Here is a 21,694-nt window from a genome sequence, read left to right as displayed (position 1 = left end):
CAGCCCTAAAGGTTCGACGTTTAAAATTCTGATACTACTTTTTGATTACAGAATACATAAAACTAAAGACGGCAAATAATAAAAGAATACCATGGCACAAAAACCATCAGTACCCAAAGGAACACGTGATTTTTCACCAGTAGAGGTGGCAAAAAGAAGTTATATCGTTGATACTATTAAAGAACAGTTTAAATTGTTCGGGTTTCAACCGATCGAGACCCCTAGTTTTGAGAATAGTGACACATTAATGGGTAAATATGGAGAAGAAGGAGATAGATTGATTTTTAAGATATTGAATAGTGGTGATTATTTAAAGAAAGTAGATGATGCTTTGTATACGAGTAAGGATAGCACTAAAATGATTTCTAAAATAAGTGAAAAAGCACTTCGTTATGACCTTACGGTACCTTTTGCTCGCTATGTGGTGCAACATCAAAATGAAATAGATTTTCCGTTTAAAAGATATCAAATACAACCCGTTTGGAGAGCAGATAGACCTCAAAAAGGCCGATTTAGAGAGTTTTATCAATGTGATGCTGATGTAGTAGGTAGTAGTTCTTTATGGCAAGAAATTGATTTTATTCAGTTATATGATAAGGTATTTACTAAGCTTAAACTTGAAGGAGTAACTATAAAAATTAATAACCGAAAAATACTATCGGGTATTGCAGAAGTTATTGGTGCCAGTGATAAATTGATTGATTTTACGGTGGCATTAGATAAGTTAGATAAAATTGGAGAAGATGGTGTAAAAAAAGAAATGCTCCAAAAAGGAATTGATCAAGATGCTATAGATAAAGTAAAGCCGCTTTTTAATTTTACGGGTACTACCACAGAAAAAATAGCGAAATTAAAAGAATTGCTATCTTCGTCTGAAGAAGGAGCAAAAGGAGTTCAAGAATTAGAATTTATCATACAGGCAATGGATCAAGTTGCATTAGAAACGGCAAACTTAGATCTTGATGTTACATTGGCAAGAGGATTAAACTATTATACCGGAGCAATTTTTGAAGTTTCGGCGCCAGAAAATGTAAAAATGGGCTCTATTGGTGGTGGTGGAAGATATGATGATCTTACTGGTATTTTTGGATTAAAGAATGTGAGTGGCGTAGGGATATCATTTGGATTAGATAGGATTTATTTGGTGCTAGAAGAGTTGGGATTATTTCCTGAAACAGTAGCACTTTCTACCAAAGCTTTATTTATTAATTTTGGAGATCAAGAAGCATTGTATTGTTTTAAAGCAGTACAAGCTTTGCGTAATCAAGGAGTGGTGGCAGAGTTGTACCCCGATAGCGCAAAGATGAAAAAACAAATGGGCTATGCTAATAAAAGAAATATACCTTTTGTAATACTGGCAGGGACTTCAGAGATAGAAAATGAGACATTTACAGTTAAAAATATGGAATTGGGAACCCAGACTGAAATAAATTTTGACGAATTAAAAGTGCTATTGCAATAAAAAATCAGTAAATTATCAATCTTAGGTAAAGAAAACCTTTAACTAAGACATATTTGTAAACTAACTATTGTCCCTTTAAATTCATGTGTATGAAAAAGACCATTGTAACTACCTGTATTTGTTTGCTACTTGCAACTATGATTTCTTGCAAGAAAGATCCTAAAACGGATAAGTTAGATGTGGTAGAAACAGTTCAAGATTCTACAGCTGTAGCTGTAGAAGAGGTTGTTGAAGAAAAAAAACCTGTAGTAAAGAAAAAGAAGAAAAAAAAGACCACAAAAAAGAAGAAACCGACAATTGATGATAAAGCAATGCGTATCCCTGGTACTTTTGACACTACAGAGAACACACATTCAAAAAAGTTTATCAAAGATTATGAGCGTTATGTAGCAAATTATAAGAAAGCAGTGAAAGCACATGATATGGATTCTTTTCTTAAGCTTGGTGATGCCAGTAGTGATCTTTCTAGACAATATAATAGGCTTATGAGTATATTACCAGGAGAAGAAATATCTAAGCTAAGCGAATATATGCAGGTAAAATCAAAGCAAATTAACGAATTATCTGCCCAGATGTAGTAGCTTTTTAAAATACAATACTATATAACCACCAATCGCTAGATTGGTGGTTTTTTTTGTTTTTAAAATAAAAAAAATACCATAGAGCTATAAATAAGATGATAGAAGAAGCTTTTTACACCATTTTTAAGACTTCTGATACTTTCATAAAAAAAATCAAAAAAGTTTTCCCAGTATCGAAAAATGAAACTGGCAGCGATTATTATTGCACCATGTTACGCCAAATTTGGGTACAATTATTTGTGTTTAGTTTGTGAATCAAGATGTTAGGGTCTGTGGTGGGAAAGTTGTTATGCTAAAGGGTATTTTTCCCCTAATGACCCTATTGATTCATGATACAAATAGCAGTACTTTTGGCGCGGGAAAATTAAAAAAATTGTCAAAAATTCAAGGAATCACTTTATGAAAAAACAGATGTTCTTTATGCTGGTAATGATTGGCGGGATGGTCTTAGGTCAAGACTTACCATCTATTACACCACCTTCTCCAACGGCTTTTGAGTTAGGGAAATACGGAGAAGTCCCTGTTGGGATGTTTACTGGTACTGCTAATGTGAGCGTACCATTGTATCAATACAAAACGAGAAATTTATCGGTGCCGATTTCGTTGAGTTATAACTCAAATGGGCTTCGTGTAGATCAGATGACTAGTTGGGTTGGTTTAGGTTGGAGTTTAAATGCAGGAGGAGTAATTACTCGAACAGTTAAAGACGAAGATGATGATGGAACCGGAGCTGGTTTATTAAAGAATGCACCAGATAAGGAAATAGATGAAATGATTCAGGCAGGAGGTAATATGATCAATCCCAAAGTGATGGATTTTTATCTTGATGGTACAGGATCAGGAATAGATTCAGAATATGATATCTATAACTTTAATGTAATGGGCGCATCGGGTCGTTTTATCCTTGATAGAGAGAACAGGGTTCATATTTTATCAGATAACCCTTTGTTAAAGATTACTACTACAGGATATCAATTTAACCGCACGTTTGCCATTACTACTCAAGATGGAATCATGTATGAGTTTACCGCTATAGAAAGTAGCGATGTGCTCGCGCCACCAACTGCATCATTTGATCCACCACGAACAGTGACGTCTTGGTACATGACTAAGATTACACACCCATTAGGGGATGAAATTTATTTTACATACGAAAATCAAAATTATGTTTTTGTTCAAGGTGAAGGAGAATCGTATTCCAAATTATATTCGAAACAAGAATGTGGTAGTGATATTACATGTCCTCCAGGAAATTTAAGTGTTTCAGAAACAAGAGTTTCTATCAACGGGCTTAGATTATCTGGTATTACTAGTAATATGGCATCTTCCGGGAGTGTTGAGCTTACAGCAAGTGCTAAAGATTCAGATATTCCACTTCAATTATTAGATCGGGTGCAGGTCAAGGATGCGCATAATACTTTGGTCGAAGATTTTACTTTACAATATACAGTGACTGCAAATAACCGAGCCTTTTTGGATAAGGTGGTTATGAAAGATACCAAACAGTTTTACGAGTTTACCTATGAAGATAAAGAGCAATTCCCTAGTCGATTATCAAAGGCACAGGATTATTGGGGGTACTATAACGGTAAATTGAATAATACACATTGGGTTCCAAAATCAAGCAATCCAATATTTAATAATTTTGGAGCCGACCGAACGCCTTCACCAACTCATGCAAAAAAAGGATTGTTACAAAAAGTAACGTATCCTACCAAAGGCTATAATGAATTTGTGTATGAGGCTAATACCGTTAGAGCAAATCAATCTACCTATCATAAAACACAACAACAAGTCCATACCGGAAATCTAAACCCGGGTAGTTTGGCTATTACATTACCCGATAATTATATTGGTAATAGTGTATACCCTACCAAAGTTATTGCCAATATGGATTTAGATGGTTTTGGTTGTCAAAGTTGTACAGGTACAGGCCAAGTTCGTATTTATGATAATACTAATAATACTTATGTATTTACAAAAACGATAAGTCGAGAAACTTCTGTAAATGAAGTGGTTAGTTTAAATAAGGCGTATAGTTACACACTTAGTGTCACTAATTCTGGTACTATAGATTACATAGCTAACTTAGAATACTATCAAGTAACATCAGAATTAACAGATGTCGTACAGGCTGGACTTCGTATTAAAGAAGTGCATACCAAAGATGATACGAATTCAAAAGTAAATAGTAGATATTATCTATACGAAAAACTGGATACCCCAGGAGTATCCTCGGGAGTTAGAGGAACGCCTGTAACGTTCGAAAACACATACGAAACTCGAACAAACTGTTCTACAGTTTCAAACGAACAAACTGCTGGTTTAGGGAATTATACACACTGTAAATACGTTTCCTTGTCTTCTAGTAGCACCAATACATTATTTAATCAAAGAGGAACCGCGACGTACTATCCATTTGTATGTGTGAGTAATGGGGCTGCAGATGGTAGGTATGGGATTGAAGAGCATGAATTTATGGTCAATAGAAATACTACTAATGAACTGATTTGGGGACTTGGAGAATCACTTCCTGTTCAATTTAATAATCAAGATGCTGTAAATAATGGGTTTACAAAAAGAGTAACCACTTATGCTAAAAAAGCAAGTGGTTTTGTAAAAGCTCAGGAAACCATCAATACGTATACAAAAGATGATTCGTACACTAATACTGTAAGTAGTTATATCATCCGTAAAGATTTTAGCCCTGTTCGAAACGAGCAGATCGATTATGTATGTAACGCTCAGGATGTAAATCAAACCTATGCCTATAGTTATTGTGATGCCTCGCATACACACCAATGGCATATTGATAATGGATACAGTTGTATTGCTCCAGGGCATCATAATGTTACAGTACAACGGCAACACCCTTGTTATGGGCAAGCGGTAAATTCTATTGTAAAGCATGATGTGTATTACGACTATGATGTGCCTACTTTTTTAAGTGTAATTAGAGAACAACATGTATCCGAACGTTTTTATATGGATCAGGTAGAGAACAAGATCTATGATCGCGATGGTAATAATCCATTAACTACAATTACCAAGTATTATTATGATAATAGCTACCATCGTTTGCCAACTAGAACAGAGGTTACAGATTCTCATGGAAAACAGTTGATTACTAAGACCTATTATCCCGATGATGTAACAAGTTTGTCAAGTCTTCCTGGTGGAAACTTGACTCAAGAAGAGTATAATGGGATCAATACTTTAAAACGTATTTACAAAAATCAATCGGCCACACCGATACAGGTGGAGCAATATGAAAAAGATGGTGCTACTCAGAAATTACTGTCTACGCAGCGTACACTATACAAAAATTGGGGAAGTGATAAAATTCTTCCACAAGAGGTACGCACTGCCAAAGGAGCTAATCCTTTAGAACCAAGAGTAACCTATGTTTCATATGATGGTTTTGGTAACCCAAGACAAGTAGCCAAAGCCGATGGTACACCTATTACCTATATCTGGGGGTATAATCATCAATATCCAATAGCCAAATTAGAAAACACCACCTATAGTGCGGTATCAAGTTATGTAACTAATATAGAATCAAAATCTAATCAGGATGCAGATCATACCATGGGAGATGCTGGTAGTGAAGGAGTATTACGTACGGCCCTTAACAATTTAAGAACTGTACTGCCTAGTGATGTGATGATCACCACCTATACCTATGACCCTATGATTGGGGTGACCAGTATGACCGACCCAAGAGGGTATGTTGTGTATTACGAGTATGATACCTATAATCGATTGCAATATGTACGTGATGCCCAAGGCAATTTGGTTTCAGAAAATAAATATCACTACAAAAACTAATTCCTAAAAGTAAGAACACATGAAAAAAAATATATATATGATTGTATTCCTACTGTTAGTAGGATACACCGCACAAGCACAATTAACCGATGGTCCCAGTGATGGGGGTGGGGGTACTACCAAATATTATTATGATGGCGATGGCGATGGATATGGTAATCCTAATTCATCATATGTTACAAGCCCACAGAGTCGTTATGTTGCCAACAATACCGATTGTAACGATGGTAGTGCAGCTATTAATCCAACTACCAGATGGTATTACGATCATGATGGCGATGGTAGAGGACGAACCAGTCCTGTAAAAATCCAATGTACTAAGCCTTCGGGATATGTATTATACAAAGATGATAGAGATGATAATAATGTTCATATCACCCATATTGCCCCTCGTAATTTTTATAGAGATGTGGATAAAGATGGCTTTGGTAATCCTGGTGTAAAGTTTTATCGCAGTGCTGCTCCTAGTGATGGATATAGTTATGTGACCAATGGTAGTGACTGTAATGACGGTAATATCAATATTCACCCTAATAATGTTTGGTATCGGGATTATGACAAAGATGGTAGAGGAAACATAAACTCAACTACCAAAAGTTGTACGAAGCCTTCAGGCTATGTAAGTAATAATGATGATATCAATGATGGAGATAAATGGATCACCAACATCGCCCCGAGATATTTTTACCTTGATTATGATAAAGATGGTTATGGATCTCCTGCTGTTGCAGATCGATTGTATCGTAGTGTGCAACCTAGTGGTTATGTAACGAATAGATATGATTGTGATGATCGAAATAAATTAATTCATCCCAATACTAAATGGTATCAAGATGTTGATGGCGATGGTCGAGGTAATGCAGCCATAAAAAAGACGCAATGTGATAGACCTTTAGGATATGTAATCAATAATGATGATATCAATGATGGTAATGAATTTATCACCAACATAACACCAAGGAACTTTTACAGAGATACCGATACCGATACTTTTGGAAGTTCAAATATCAAATTTTACCGTAGTGCAGCTCCAAATGACGGGCATACGTATGTGTTTAACGGGAATGATTTGGATGATACCAATGAGTATATTACCAATATCCCGCCAAAGAACTTTTATAGAGATACCGATACCGATACTTTTGGGAGCCCTAGTATTAAATTTTACCGTAGTGCTGCTCCAAGTGATGGATATACGTATGTATTAAATGGTAGTGATCATGATGATGGTAATGAATTTATCACTGATATAGCTCCAAAGAATTTTTACCGAGATGTAGATACCGATACTTTTGGTAATCCTAATGTGAAGTTTTATCGTAGTGCAGCTCCAGATGATGAGTATACCTATGTGCTCAATGGTGATGATTGTAATGATGGTAATATCAATATCCACCCTAATACCCAATGGTATGCAGATACCGATACCGATGGATTAGGAGATCCCAATACGGTTATAACAGCATGTGCACAACCAACCGGATATGTGCTCGATAATACGGATCAATGCCCAGATGAATATGGAGAAGTAAGAGGTTGTGCAAACACATTACACGAATTAACAGTTTCTGATACCGAGAACTTTGTGCTAAGTAGAACGTATCTCGAAGAAATGACCTCGCCTAGCGAGATCAAGTATAATAAGGATGTAAGTGAAACAGTAACTTATGTAGATGGATTAGGTAGGCCAAAACAGCAAATTGCTGTTAAGGCATCGCCTACAGAACAAGATATCATCACCCACATCGAATATGATGAGCTGGGTAGGCAAACCAAGCAGTATTTACCTTTTGCCAAAGCCAATACAGGAACGTATACGTCAGTAGATATCAACAATGATATCAATAGTTATTATTTAAATACCTATGCCAATGATTTTCCTGATATTACCAATCCGGCACAAGTAAATGCGTATTCAGAAAGTATTTATGAAGACTCAGCATTAAACCGAGTACTAGAACAAGGCGCACCAGGTACGGCTTGGAAAGTAGATCCTACTAGTGATGCAGATCATACCATTAAATTTGATTGGAGACATAACACGACTAATGAGGTAGTACGTTTTGATGTAACCTTTGCAGATACAAATAATACCGAGTTGCCAAGTTTAGAACAAGACGGTTATTATGCTGCCAATGAGTTAACGGTGAGTATCACCAAAGATGAAAACTGGACTGCAACTGATGGTGATAATCATACGACCAGAGAATATACAGATAAGCAGGGTAGAGTACTTTTAAAAAGAACTTTTAACGAAGGAGTGCCACATGATACCTATTATGTATATGATTCTTATGGTAACCTTACGTATGTATTACCACCAAAAGTAACGACTACAGATGGTGTTTCTACTACCGAGCTTGTCGAACTCTGTTACCAGTACAAATACGATTATAGAAACCGCCTGATCGAGAAAAAAATTCCTGGCAAAGAGTGGGAGTATATCGTGTATAATAAATTGGATCAACCAGTAATGACCCAAGATGCTAACCTAAAGGCACAAGGCAAATGGTTGTTTACCAAATACGATGCTATAGGTAGAGTAACTTATACTGGTATGATTGCAAATAGTAGTGGTAGAGTGGCTATGCAAGGATCGGCAGATAATACCACAGTATACAAACAATACGAAACCAAGCAAAGTAGTGCTGCTACCATAGCGGGTACTACGATATATTATTCTAATGATGCCATCCCACAAGGGATTGCAGAGATCCATACGATCAATTACTACGATGATTATGTTTTTGATCGCCCAGGGATTAGTGCACCTCCTATTGTATTAGGTCAAAATGTAGATGTAAATGCAAAAAGTTTATCCACAGGTAGTAAAATAAGAGTTCTAGGAACAAATAATTGGATTACAACAGGTACATTTTATGACCAAAAAGGAAGACCAATTTATATAGCCACAAAAAATGAATATCTAAATACTACAGATATTATTGAAAGTGAGTTAGACTTTGCAGGTAGAGTACAACAAACCAAAACTACCCATACAAAGGATAGTAATGTGGCTATTATTACCATAGACAAATTTACATATGATCATACAGGTAGAGTATCCAAACAAACCCAAAAGATCAATGATCAGGACGAGGAGTTAATTGCGATTAACAACTATGATGCATTAGGTCAACTCACTAGCAAGAAAGTAGGAGGGATTGTCACCCTGAGCTCTGTCGAAGGGTTACAAACCGTAGACTATACCTATAATATACGAGGGTGGCTACAAGGGATTAATGATGTAGGTGCTATCGGTAGTGACTTATTTAGCTTTGCCATTGATTACAATACGGGTTCAAATCCATTATACAATGGTAATATCTCAAAAACATCGTGGCAAACTGCCAATGACCATGTAACTCGTAGTTATGACTATACCTATGATGCTTTAAACAGAATCAAAACTGGGGTGAGTAATGATGATAAGTATAATTTATCTAATGTGTCCTATGACAAAATGGGTAATATTTTATCCTTACACCGAAAAGGGCATACCAGTACCAATGCAACTACCTTTGGGGATATGGATATCTTATCCTACACCTACGATAATGGTAATAAGTTATTACGAGTAGGCGATACCGGTAACGACAATTACGGTTTTAAAGATGGTACCAATACCAATGATGATTTTGTATATGACGCTAATGGCAATATGACTATCGACCGTAACAAAGGCATTACAGGCATTATTTATAACCATTTAAATCTACCGGCAACAGTTTCTATAAGTAATAGCCAAGGAACAGGAACTATTTCATATATTTACGACGCCACTGGAGCGAAACTTAAAAAGATCGTTACAGAAGGAAGTTCTTTAATCAACACCGAGTATGCTGGTAATTACGTATATAAGAATGGTAATCTAGAGTTTTTTAACCATCCAGAAGGCTATGTAGAAAAAGAAGCAGATGGATATAAGTATGTATATCAATTTAAGGATCACTTGGGTAATGTAAGGTTATCATACAAGGATGCCAATAAAGATGGTACCATCACCCAGAATGAGATTGTACAAGAAAAGAATTATTATCCATTTGGATTAACACATAAGGGATATAATAGTGTTCTTAGAGGTAGAAATCATACGTATGGGTTTACTGGTAAAGAAGAACAAGATGAGATAGGCCTGGGTTGGATTGATATTACTGCTAGAAACTATGATCCTGCACTAGGTAGATGGATGAACCTTGATCCTCTTGCAGAACAAATGCGTAGACACTCTCCATATAATTATGCTTTTGATAACCCTATTTATTTTATGGACCCTGATGGGATGGCCCCTGAAGGTTGTTGTGAAGGCTTAGGAAGACTCTGGAGAGAAATAAAGGCAGATTTCACAAATGATATGGCCAGAGCTCCTCAAGATTTTGAACGCATGAAATCTGATATTAAAAAGATCAAGGATACAGATTTTGTATTCAAAGTTAAGGGAGAAGTAAACGTAGGCCCTCAGATGGAAGGTAAAGTTAAACTTGGAGCAGGAAAGTTAAAAGCTAAAGTATCTGCAGCTACTTTTAAAATAGCTTCAGGAAGTATAGATTTCACAGAATTAGGACCGTCCGGAGATAATCCGTTTGAAGGAGATTACATTGGAAAAGATGGAGAAGTAGATGTAACTCAGGGAGTTTCGTTAACCGCAAATATGCTTAATGCTATTGAAATTGGATATAAAGGAGATAGTAGTTTTACCATTAATGAAAATGGAGAATCTATTAATGAAGAAACTAGTGCCGGTTTTGTTGCGGGACTTACAATGGGGTCAAGCAAATCGGGAGGAGGAAAAAGTTCTAGAAGCACGCCTTTAATAGCATCAGGTTTACAAAAAAGTTTATCTCCTAGTGGTAAAATAAAAGCTGAGGATGATTTTTTTGGACTCGATATTGGTGCAGGAGGAGCATTTATATTAGGATTTGATTTAAGTATGCAAATAGGAATAAAACCACAATAATAATGAGAGTTATTTTTTTAATTATCCTTGCTTTAGTTATTACTTCATGTAAGACGGACATAAGTAGCAAAGAAAATTCCATAATCGAAGCTGATTCCATTTATGTAGAGAGTTATGTTGATGGTAAAGATAAAATTGTATCCGAAATTGAGAATGGCTTTTTTCATGGGCTCTATCATTCGTATTATAAAAATGGAAACATTGAATCTAGTGGAGTAATGATAAAGGGGAAAAAGTTTGGTATATGGAAGTTCTATAATAAATCAAGCGAGTTAGTTCGAATATCTAAATATATTGAAGACTCTGTTCAATTTGATTTCGATGAAGGAGATTTTCCAACAAGGAAATTTGATTTCTCTTCATTGAAAACTTCAATAATTATACCTAATTCTTGGAAAGAGATAGCTCATGCAAATAAGCAAAAACCACTTTTAGAATTAGAACAAAAATGTTCTAATTCTAGTGGAATTTGCCCCAAAATAATCGTAACAAGGGAGAAAACGAATGATGTTAATTTTTTGGACTATATCAATCAAAATTTGGCTTTGCCAGAAAATAATTTATCAGGTTTTATCAAAGTAGACGAAAAACAGTTTGAAATTAATGGTTTAAAGGCGTTTCGGCTTCAATATAAAACTGTTATTAATGGTGTTACTATTGCTGGAGCAATTAATTTCATTGAAAAAGCTAAAGGAGATGTATATATGATTTTTGTACGTGCTGAGAATAGTGAAGCTAACAAAGATTATTTAAAATACAGATTACTTTTTAATGATATAGTAAATAGTTTTAAGTAGGAGACCAATTTTCATCAAATTTCCTAGCTTGAAAAATATTTCCAAAGTCAATTGTTACGGTTTGACTATCTTCATCAAAGTCAAAATCGATTACTGAGATTAATGTAAAGAGGATATCTATGTTAATATCACTATCACAATTAATTTTGATTAAACTTTTGTTAAACCTATTTAGAAAAGTATGCTCATAAAAAGCAATTTGCTTATTATTTTTAAATATTGATGTTTTAGTACCTCTATGAGGGTAAATTTCATAGAGGTTATTATCATGTACGAATTTATAATATGGCTTAAAAAGACCTTTATATTCTATGGTAAGGGTTGAATTCGAATCTGTATAGTTAATACCATATGAAGCTTTAAAGGGTAAGAAATTAATATTCAAATTAATTGTAGCTGATATATTATCATTCTTAAGAATTTGTTTTTTCATTTTGAAACCAGCTCTCAAAAACACACACTTATATTTTACATGTTCATTTTCCAGATATAAAATATTATCGATTATCTCACAAATGTATTGCATATATAGAAAATTGTTTTTTTAGAAAAAAATAAAAGCCGTTATGTATTTAATTTATCGCTAATATAATATTTTACGCCCTAAAGTTATAGTCTTCCCTAAAAAAGGAAGGTTATATGCCCCCTGCTAGCGCTAGTCTGTGACTAGTGCCCCCGCTAGCGCTCGTCTGAGACGAGTGACGGTATGAGTAACTAAATATATAAGACAGCTTAGGTTTTGTAACTTATGGCTGTTTTTTTATAGTCTACGCATTGGGTTGTGTGGCACACTAGTTGCAAACTAGCGGCAGCAGGGGAAAGCTACGGAATAATTCCCCCCGCTAGCGCTCGTCTGAGACGAGTGACGGTATGAGTAAGTAAATATACAAGACAGCTATAGGTTTTGTAACTTATGGCTGTTTTTTTATAGTCTAGGCATTGGGTTGTGTGGCACACTAGTCGCAAAGATACCCAAGAATAGTAGATTAGATTGTTGGAGGAGGTAAGGAAGGTAGAAGGTAGAGAAATAAAATCTGAAAATTAGAAGACAGCTACAAACACCTCCTGTTGGATCTTTTTAATGAAGTTTTGGGCCAAAAAGACGAAAAATTAGACCTTGAATACCCATAATTAAAGCAAAGAGACTCAAAATTAGACTCTGAACACTCAAAATTAGACATGCAACACTCATAATTAGGCTTTTAGTGTCTAAGTTTGGGTCAACATGGCCCAATAGAAGGTCAATATGGCCCAACAGAAGGTGTTTTATAGATAACGTAAGATATAAAAGGCCTAAAATTGTTAGAAGAGATATTACAAAATCTGGTATTTTACTAAAAAATACCCCCCACTACTTATGATATTGTAGGTGATTCTAGAATCAATGAACTTGATGGATTACAACTTATTAATTCAACATCGGTATCATCTGAACCTTTAACCAATACAATTAATTTTGCAAATGCTGGATCTAGCATTCAAAAATTAGCCAAAGACAAAACAGCAGGAAATTTGAAACTGCTTTTTAATGCATCCAAAAAAATGATGTTGAATAGTTCAAAAAACCTTGATAAGAGTAATTTTGAAAAGAAAACACTTGAAAATCTATAAAAATGGACAAACAGAAAACAAAAAGACTTTTTCTAACTATAGGCCTTACATATTTTATTTTATCCGTAATAAAATCGCTTGGAATGTTAATCTTGATATATTCTGATCCCTACTTTTACGATTTAGATTTTAAAATAGATCAATTAATTGAAAAAAGAGAAATAATTTTTTGGACGTATTATTTAATCCCTTTTGCACTTGGTATTTTAGTATCATTTTTTTTAAATTTTTTCATTAAAGAAAATTGGTTTATCCATAGTGCCGCTTGTTTATTTGGGTTTCTTTTGTTTTATTTTTTTGATAATGATTACTATAGAAGAATATGGGCCATTTTTGAAAATGTTAGGATAAATGTTTGGATTCAATTTATTATTGCAGTTATTTTGGTTTTTCTACTACTTAAGGTTTTATTACGAGTTCGTTTAAAAAAAATGGATGTAGATTAAAGCGATTTCAATAACTGTGAGGATGCTAATAAATATAACCCCGCTCCCCCTCGTCTGAGACGAGTGTCAGTAGGAGTAAGTAAATATATAAGACCCCAGCTGTTCCATAGTGTGGGATCTGTCTCCCCCGCTAGCGCTCGTCTGAGACGAGTGTCGGTATGAGTAAGTAAATATATAAGACAGCTATAGGTTTTGTAACTTATGGTTGTTTTTTTTATAGTCTAGGCATTGGGTTGTGTGGCACACTAGTTGCAAACTAGCGGCAGCAGGGGCCAAATTAATTATCAATGTTGATGAATATCTAAATAATGTAATTTATAAAGACTACAACTCAAAATCTTCTAATTCTAAACTATCCTATCATCGAGAAGAGGTTAATTCAGGATAGATTAATTCAGCTAATTTATTGCCTAAAGTTACTCTAATTACCTATTCAAGTCCATGGACAATTTAGAACAAGGCCCAGGATAGAAAGTGTTCATATGGGTTGAAACCGGAACGAACGGATCATCAAAGGAGATTTCAGGATTTCTATTATCCCCAAAACATCATGTATCATCCCATTTTTAAAGGAATTCGACACTAATTGTTGGATATTTCTCTTGCATGGTTCTTTTTTGTTTCGAATTAATATTTAAAAGCTTTTAAAAAATCTATTCAAATGAAAAAACAATTACAGTTAATAATATATACTCTGTTTATAATATTGACAGGCCTTACCGTTTATGGCCAAAATACAATAGTATTAATTTTTAGAAAAATGAAAATGAAATCTTTAGGAATACTTTTTTTGATAATATTTATTTTATCGTCTTGCAATAGCGATGATACGCCTGCTCAACTTCTGACACGGGGTGTGGTGGCTTTAGAGACTGCTCAACTTAGTCAATTCGATGTAAACACGGATTTGGAAATTTCTATAGAGACTATTGATGGTTTTACTGTTGATCAAATAAATGTTCTTAGAAATGATGAAATAGTTGCTAATGCAGTCATATCTGACAATTCGGCTACATTTAGTAGTTCAAACTTAATTCCTTTTGAATCTACTATTAGTCTAGATCTTGAATATACTGTTTCAAATGGGAACACTTTCAAAATACTTCGGGAAGAAGTGGATATTTTAGATCCTTTTTTCTTCACTCAAGAAATGCCAACATTAAGCTTTAGAGATTCATCCGCTATTGAATATGGAAGTTTTATGGTTGATGCAACTATTGATAATGTAAACGTAGAATGGAAAGTAGGTGAAAATGGCACATTTGTAAATGCTACTGGTGTGTTTGAGACTGATTCTGATGCTTTTCCTTTAAGTGCTGACACTTATATAGATCAGTTTGGAGCAATGAAAGGGGACACTCTGTTCATAAGATTAAATGCAACTAGTGGATCAATAGTAAAAGAAATTGAAACATCAATAGTTTTGGTTCCACAGAGTTTTGGTGTGGATCTCGAGTTGAAAATTGGCTCGATTGCGAGCATAAATGAAACCAATTTATTTGATCCCAACGTATTTTCTGAGGGAGATGATATGGCAGATATAGTTTTCAACGGTCCTCAAGGTATTTCCGTAAATGAAGACACGGATATAAGTTTTGTCAGAATTAATACTACAGAAGAGCCTGAGGACTTTTATGCAACATATAATGATGTTGAAGTTGCCAAAGCAAATTTCGATGCTGGAACTCCTCAAACCTCTCTTCAAGTAAATGTAGGTGATATATATGTTTACAAAGCGATTAGAGACTTAAAAATAGATAGTGATATAGTTGTGGACATCGAAAGCTACGGAATAATTCTTATTACTGAAATAACTGAAACTGTAGAAAATCTTGAAATTGATTTTAATGTCAAAGAAAACACTATTATCGAATAAAGAACCCTATCCCTAGGATATGATCGCACGAAAATGTTTTCCGTGCCAATTATGAGCAAACGGTAACAGTTCTATAGATGATTAAAGGCAGTCACTTTAGTGTGACTGTCTTTTTTGGTTACTTCAATTTTAATAAAGGTATTTTAGTTTCAAAAAATGAAACGAGTTAGTTTTACATGTACCTGTAGATACTATTGGCACGGATTGCAAATCCACGCTATCAATTTATACTTATAAAAACAAAAGCTATGCTGGTTAGGGCATAGCTTTTATTACATGTTGACGATGTGGGATCTGGGGATCAATATTATTTACGTATCTGCTATATGTTTCTTTCTAGAGGTAACTCCTGGTTACTTATTTGATGTTTCATACAAGCTATACTGTTTTGTTTTGTAATAACTATAGTATAAAAGTAGGCGCAATACAAGGATTACACGAACTAACTTAGATCAAACACCAATCTCTTTAGATCAAACACATGTTTTCTATCGATAAACAGAATGTTTCTTTATATATAAAAAGGTTGTCTGATCTAGACAACCTTTTTTTGTAGCGAGAGGGGGGCACGATCCCCCGACCTCCGGGTTATGAATCCGACGCTCTAACCAACTGAGCTACCTCGCCATATTCGTGTGATATTTTTCGATTAAGACAACCATAAATGAAGCATTTTTTACAATTTATCAGTATAGTAACTCAAACGAGGGTGCAAATATAAAAACAAAATGGATTGACGCAAACAATAATGCGTAATTAATTTTTTTTTCATTGTCCTTTTAAAGTCGACAATTAATCTATATATTGGCTTACCAACAATTAATGATATGTCTGAAAAAACAAAATATGAACTTGAATTTGTGGTACAATCATCGCCGCAATTATTATATCAATATATTTCTACTCCATCTGGGCTTTCGGAGTGGTTTGCGGATAACGTAAACTCTAGAGGAGAATTATTTAATTTTATCTGGGATGACTCTGAAGAAGAAGCTAAACTATTAAGTAAAAAAAGTGGGGAACGTATAAAATTTAGATGGGTAGAAGATGAAAATGATGGAAACGATTACTTTTTTGAACTACGCATCCAAGTAGATGAAATCACAAAAGATGTGTCTCTTATGGTTACAGATTTTTCTGAAGACGATGAGATAGACGAAAATAAAATGCTTTGGGATAATATGATTAGCAACCTAAAACAAGTTTTAGGGTCGGCGTAATTTTTTTTCTTTTTTTATCCATACTTTTGCTCACCCATAAAAATTAATTTATGGGACTTTTTTTATGGTTAATATCAACGGAAATTTGGTAGGAGATGATCAAGCTACACAAGCCATCTCTAACAGAGGGTATGCCTATGGCGATGCCTTGTTTGAAACTATTCGCGTAAACTCGGGGAAAATATTATTTTGGGAAGATCATTATTTTAGATTAATGGCATCGATGCGTATTTTAAGAATGCAAATCCCAATGCAGTTTACTCCAGAATTTTTAGAGAAGGAAATACTAGAAATTGTTACGCAAAACAACCTTATTAACTCTGCAGCTAGAGTAAAAATCATGGTGCATAGAGTTATAGGTGGGTTATATACACCAACATCTAATGATGTTGAGTATAGTATAGTAGCCTCTGGTTTGGATAGTGCTTTTTATACACTATCAGATGATAATTGCGAAGTAACCTTGTTTAAGGATCATTATGTGGCAACAGATTTGCTATCTACATTAAAATCTAACAATAGGATTATTAATGTATTAGGAGGTATTTTTGCCAAAGAAAATGGTTTTGATAATTGTTTACTGCTCAATGCCAACAAAATGGTGGTAGAGGCCCTAAACGGAAACTTATTTTTGGTTAAAGGCACAGTGATTAAAACACCACCGGTATCTGATGGGTGTTTAAAAGGAATCATAAGAACGCAATTATTGCGAATACTCGAAAAATTATCAGACTATACAATCGAGGAAGCATCGATATCTCCGTTCGAGCTACAAAAAGCAGATGAGTTATTTACCACTAATGTGATTGTAGGGATTAAACCTATCACGAAGTTTAGAAAAAAAGAATACGATACTAATACAAGTAGAAGATTGTTGGGTATTCTAAATTCTAGAATCCGATTGGGAGATTAATTATAGGTAGGATTTTCTGGTGCATTAGACCATAAAATATAGTCACCACCTAGTTCGATCATCTTTTCTTTCCAAAAAGTATCGTAAGATTTGATGAAGATATTCTTTTTGTAATCGTTTTTCACGATCACCCAAGAATTTGCTTCAAGCTCTTGGTTGAGTTGTTCAGAGTCCCAGCCAGAGTATCCCAGGAAGAAACGAATCTCATTAGGTGTGATTTTATTTTCGGCAATAAGCTCTGATACTACTGTAAAATCACCACCCCAATATATACCTCCAGAAATTTCTACACTATTTGGGATTAGATTAGGTACTTTGTGTATAAAGTATAGATTATCCTGTTCTACAGGACCACCGTTATAAATTTTGAATTCAGAATCAATTTCTGGCACAAGATCTGCCAGAAAATACTCAAGTGGTTTGTTCATTATAAAACCAATAGACCCTTGTTCGCTATGATCAGCAAGAAGTACCACAGACCTATTAAAAGACACGTCTCCAATGATGGAGGGCTCAGCAATTAAAAGATGTCCTTTTGAGGGTTGAAGTGATATCATGCGATGGTTTTCTTTATCTTAAAGCTAAATAATTATTTCTAATTATCAAAGATAACGACTGATTTTTGTTAAAAAATCATAAAAAAAGCTCCCTAGTGGGAGCTTCTTAAATAATATCGAAAACTAACTGATTAGTTTACTGAACTTGATAAATCAGCACCAGCCTTAAACTTAACAACGTTTTTAGCAGCGATTTTGATAGTTTTTCCTGTTTGTGGGTTTCTACCTTCTCTTGCAGCTCTTTTAGAAACTGACCAAGATCCAAATCCAACTAAAGAAACACGTCCTCCTTTTTTAAGAGTACCTTCAACGTTTCCTAAGAAAGATTCCAAGGCTTTTTTAGCCGCTGCTTTAGTAATTCCAGCGTCAGCTGCCATTGCATCGATTAATTCTGTTTTGTTCATAATTCTGTTTTTAAATTAATTGTTGGTTAGACCAATCTTTATGTTAAACGCTTTACAAATTTATACGGATTTATGATTCATGCAAGGATTAGCCCAGTAAATACAGGGTTTTGTTGATAACTCAATACGATTGTTAATAAACACCTTTGTTTTTTATATGTTTTTAAACCCTTACTATACCTAGGTTTCACATCATTTTGGCATCCCGATAAAAATTATACCCATTTAGTAGTGCTTTAGCTTCCATTGCTTTTTTACCAGGAAGTTGAAGTTTATGAATAAGGATATATCCTTTATCTACCGCAACTTTGATAGTCGTATCTTCGATAATTATTTTTCCGATCTCAAAACTATGAGGTTCTTCTACAGGTGAAGCTTCGTATATTTTGATATTCTCGGTAACACCTTTGTTATGTAATTCGCACCAGGCAGAAGGGTAGGGGCTTAGTCCTCTAATCAAATTATAGATGATAGATATCTCTTGACTCCAATTGATCTTAGTATTTTCACGATTTAACTTATACGCCGTTTTAAACTCACTATCTTTTGGTTGAGGTTGTACAGTTACGGCATCATTTGCAATAGCGGCTATAGTTTTTACTACAAGAAGAGCACCATTGGTCATTAATTTATCATGTAATACTCCAGCAGTATCATTAGTGTTGATAGCTACCTCTTCTTGAAAAATAACATGGCCAGTATCTATTTTTTCGTCAATAAAAAAAGTAGTGATCCCCGTTTTTTCTTCGCCATTGATAATTGCCCAATTAATAGGAGCAGCACCTCTATAATCAGGTAGCAAAGAAGCGTGTAAATTAAAAGTACCATATGTTGGCATATCCCAAACAACTTTGGGTAACATCCTAAAAGCTACTACAATATTAAGATTAGGAGCTAAGGCAGCAAGTTCTTCGATAAAACCTTCATCCTTTAAATTAGTAGGCTGTAATATATTGAGGTTTTTTGATAAAGCATATTCCTTAACGGCAGAAGCTCTAAGTTTTCGACCACGTCCTGCGGGTTTGTCTGGAGCCGTGATCACCCCCACTACATTATAATCATGTGCTATGATAGTCTTTAAGGTTTCGACAGCAAAATCTGGGGTGCCCATAAATACGATCCGTAAATCTCTCATTTGTTTTGTGCTAGTTGATAGTTGTTATTGTGATTGATTGTAATAATTTGATGCTGATTCATTTCTCTGAGCACTTCCAATAATAATTTTTCAGGATAGTCTAGATACGCTATCAAATCTCTTGAAGATAATTGTTTTTCTTGTAAAAGCCTTACAATATCCTCTTGTATTTTAGATGTTTCGATTTTTTCTTGTTTTTTGCCTTTAGAGAAGCAATAACTGCAAATGCCACAGTCTTTGGTGTTCTCTTCTCCAAAATAAGCTAATAACAATCTGCTTTTGCACATTGTATCGTTGTCGATATACTCGATGATAGCTTCTACCTTCTCTTTTTTAGAATCATTTTGTTCGATTAAGAGGTGTTTAACTCTATTGATCGTACGATCATCCTCTCTGGGAATTAAAAAAATGATCTCTGCATCAGATGTTTTATAACTAAACTCAACCAATTCGGCCTCTTTTAGTTTGTTTAATACCCTAATGATCTCTTTTTCTGAAATATTAATTTTTGAAGAAATTAAAGGAATATTAATAGCTACTTCTTCATCAAAAATACCGCTATACATTCTTAATATAGCTTTAGTGATGATTTCGTAATTTGGATTGTTATCTAAATATTTTAAAAGATAGTTGCTTGTGGTGGTGATATACAACCCACTTTTCTTAGTGTATCGCTGTACGAACCTAATCACACCACAACGATCCAAAAACTGTAGTGTATTATAAGTAACTAGAGCATTTAGATCATAGGTTTTGCAAAATGTATTAAAATCGAACTCATGAGATGTTTGCTCGCCTTCACCATAAGAGATCTGAAAATAGTTACATAGTTTTCTGTATACCAGTTTTACCGTATCGATATTAGGTAATACTTTTATAAACTGATTATAAAGTCTATGCTTATCATTTTGATTGCGTAATAAAAAGGCAAATGACTTTTCTCCATCTCGACCTGCTCTGCCAGCTTCTTGAAAATAACTCTCAATACTTTCTGGAGTGTGGTAATGAATCACAGTACGTACATTGGGTTTATCGATTCCCATACCAAAGGCATTGGTAGCCACCATTACACGTACATCTTCTTGTAGCCATCGATTAAAACGTTTTGTTTTTTCTTGGTGGTCTATACCGCCATGATAAAATGTTGCAGATATGCTATTGGCATTAAGATAATCATTGAGCTCTACCGCAGATTTTCGGTTTCTTACATATATAATAGAAGGACCAGCGTATTTTTGTAATATCTTACTTATATGGTATACTTTATCTTCAGATCGAACAACCATATATCCCAGGTTAGCTCTAAAAAAAGATTGCTTTAAGATTTTAGGTTGAAATAGATCCAGCGCTTTTACCGTATCTTCAACGACTTTATCGGTAGCAGTAGCAGTTAATGCAATTACGGGCACTGCTGGGTGCATCTCCCTTAGAATAGTGATTTTTTTATATGATGGTCTAAAATCATTACCCCATTGTGATATACAATGTGCTTCATCAACAGCGATTAAATTAATATTCATCTGTTTTAGGCGTTCTTGTACAATATCTTGCTGCAATCGTTCTGGTGATAAGTATAAAAATTTATAATTACCATATAAACAATTATCAAGAAGAGTATCTAACTCTGAATATTTGATCCCACTGGGTAATGCTATTGCTTTAATGTCTTTTGCAATTAGATTTTTTACCTGATCTTGCATTAAAGCAACCAAAGGAGAAATCACAACACATATTCCTTCTTTTAACATTGCAGGAACTTGAAAACAAATAGATTTTCCGCCACCGGTTGGTAATAATGCAAAGGTATCATTCCCCTCAAGAACCGTATTAATAATTTCTTCCTGAAGTGGTTTGAAACTAGAATACTTCCAATACTGTTGTAATATTTGAAGGGGGGATTGTATCAA

15 protein-coding genes and 1 tRNA gene are annotated in these 21,694 nt (G+C 34.5%); 10 read left to right on the top strand and 6 right to left on the bottom strand.

Features of this window, described 5'->3' with window-relative positions:
- Positions 1 to 91 precede the first annotated feature (91 nt).
- From hisS to DK508_RS07085, 5 genes are all read left to right on the top strand, one after another.
- On the top strand, positions 92 to 1,462 hold the full coding sequence (gene hisS / locus DK508_RS07105; protein ID WP_109300060.1) for a histidine--tRNA ligase: 1,371 nt from the start codon (positions 92 to 94) through the stop codon (positions 1,460 to 1,462).
- Between the two features lie 89 nt (positions 1,463 to 1,551).
- Positions 1,552 to 2,040, top strand: coding sequence for a hypothetical protein (locus tag DK508_RS07100; RefSeq protein WP_109300059.1), 489 nt, complete (start codon positions 1,552 to 1,554; stop codon positions 2,038 to 2,040).
- A gap of 402 nt (positions 2,041 to 2,442) precedes the next feature.
- Positions 2,443 to 5,871: a hypothetical protein gene (locus DK508_RS07095; RefSeq protein ID WP_109300058.1), complete on the top strand. Its 3,429-nt coding sequence runs from the start codon at positions 2,443 to 2,445 to the stop codon at positions 5,869 to 5,871.
- 19 nt (positions 5,872 to 5,890) lie between these two features.
- Positions 5,891 to 10,828, top strand: coding sequence for a DUF6443 domain-containing protein (locus tag DK508_RS07090; protein WP_109300057.1), 4,938 nt, complete (start codon positions 5,891 to 5,893; stop codon positions 10,826 to 10,828).
- A gap of 2 nt (positions 10,829 to 10,830) precedes the next feature.
- Positions 10,831 to 11,625, top strand: a complete 795-nt coding sequence (locus DK508_RS07085) for a toxin-antitoxin system YwqK family antitoxin (RefSeq protein ID WP_109300056.1) — start codon at positions 10,831 to 10,833, stop codon at positions 11,623 to 11,625.
- Here the strand turns inward: DK508_RS07085 and DK508_RS07080 are convergent.
- Positions 11,618 to 12,058, bottom strand: coding sequence for a hypothetical protein (locus DK508_RS07080; RefSeq protein WP_160114591.1), 441 nt, complete (start codon positions 12,056 to 12,058; stop codon positions 11,618 to 11,620). The genes DK508_RS07085 and DK508_RS07080 overlap by 8 nt on opposite strands.
- Before the next feature lie 1,180 nt (positions 12,059 to 13,238).
- Between DK508_RS07080 and DK508_RS07075 the strand changes: the two genes are divergently transcribed.
- The 3 genes from DK508_RS07075 (at position 13,239) to DK508_RS07070 (ending at position 15,558) form a co-directional block, all read left to right on the top strand.
- Positions 13,239 to 13,682, top strand: a complete 444-nt coding sequence (locus tag DK508_RS07075) for a hypothetical protein (RefSeq protein ID WP_109300054.1) — start codon at positions 13,239 to 13,241, stop codon at positions 13,680 to 13,682.
- Between the two features lie 235 nt (positions 13,683 to 13,917).
- A complete protein-coding gene (locus DK508_RS21050; protein WP_160114590.1) occupies positions 13,918 to 14,070 on the top strand; it encodes a hypothetical protein in 153 nt (50 codons plus the stop codon).
- Positions 14,071 to 14,343: 273 nt separating this feature from the next.
- Positions 14,344 to 15,558, top strand: a complete 1,215-nt coding sequence (locus DK508_RS07070; protein WP_109300053.1) for a hypothetical protein — start codon at positions 14,344 to 14,346, stop codon at positions 15,556 to 15,558.
- Between the two features lie 553 nt (positions 15,559 to 16,111).
- On the opposite strand, the gene DK508_RS07065 is transcribed toward DK508_RS07070, so the two are convergent.
- Positions 16,112 to 16,185: transfer RNA gene (locus tag DK508_RS07065), tRNA-Met, on the bottom strand.
- 200 nt (positions 16,186 to 16,385) lie between these two features.
- Here DK508_RS07065 and DK508_RS07060 point away from each other — a divergent pair.
- Together DK508_RS07060 and DK508_RS07055 are read left to right on the top strand one after the other, a co-directional pair.
- On the top strand, positions 16,386 to 16,778 hold the full coding sequence (locus DK508_RS07060; RefSeq protein WP_109300052.1) for an START-like domain-containing protein: 393 nt from the start codon (positions 16,386 to 16,388) through the stop codon (positions 16,776 to 16,778).
- Positions 16,779 to 16,842: 64 nt separating this feature from the next.
- Positions 16,843 to 17,691: an aminotransferase class IV gene (locus DK508_RS07055; protein ID WP_109300051.1), complete on the top strand. Its 849-nt coding sequence runs from the start codon at positions 16,843 to 16,845 to the stop codon at positions 17,689 to 17,691.
- On the opposite strand, the gene DK508_RS07050 is transcribed toward DK508_RS07055, so the two are convergent.
- The 4 genes from DK508_RS07050 to DK508_RS07035 form a co-directional block, all read right to left on the bottom strand.
- Positions 17,688 to 18,248: a YqgE/AlgH family protein gene (locus DK508_RS07050; protein ID WP_109300050.1), complete on the bottom strand. Its 561-nt coding sequence runs from the start codon at positions 18,246 to 18,248 to the stop codon at positions 17,688 to 17,690. The genes DK508_RS07055 and DK508_RS07050 overlap by 4 nt on opposite strands.
- Before the next feature lie 131 nt (positions 18,249 to 18,379).
- Complete coding sequence (locus DK508_RS07045) at positions 18,380 to 18,652, bottom strand: HU family DNA-binding protein (RefSeq protein ID WP_027413194.1); 273 nt, start codon at positions 18,650 to 18,652, stop codon at positions 18,380 to 18,382.
- A 187-nt stretch (positions 18,653 to 18,839) separates the two neighbouring features.
- A complete protein-coding gene (fmt, locus tag DK508_RS07040) occupies positions 18,840 to 19,787 on the bottom strand; it encodes a methionyl-tRNA formyltransferase (RefSeq protein ID WP_109300049.1) in 948 nt (315 codons plus the stop codon).
- On the bottom strand, positions 19,784 to 21,694 hold the full coding sequence (locus DK508_RS07035; RefSeq protein WP_370443824.1) for an ATP-dependent DNA helicase RecQ: 1,911 nt from the start codon (positions 21,692 to 21,694) through the stop codon (positions 19,784 to 19,786). The genes fmt and DK508_RS07035 overlap by 4 nt, the downstream gene beginning before the upstream one ends.

The organism is Aquimarina sp. AU474, assembly GCF_900312815.1.
Taxonomy (GTDB): domain Bacteria; phylum Bacteroidota; class Bacteroidia; order Flavobacteriales; family Flavobacteriaceae; genus Aquimarina.
Note: the sequence above shows the minus strand (reverse complement) of the source record. Positions and strands in the feature narration are given on the sequence as shown.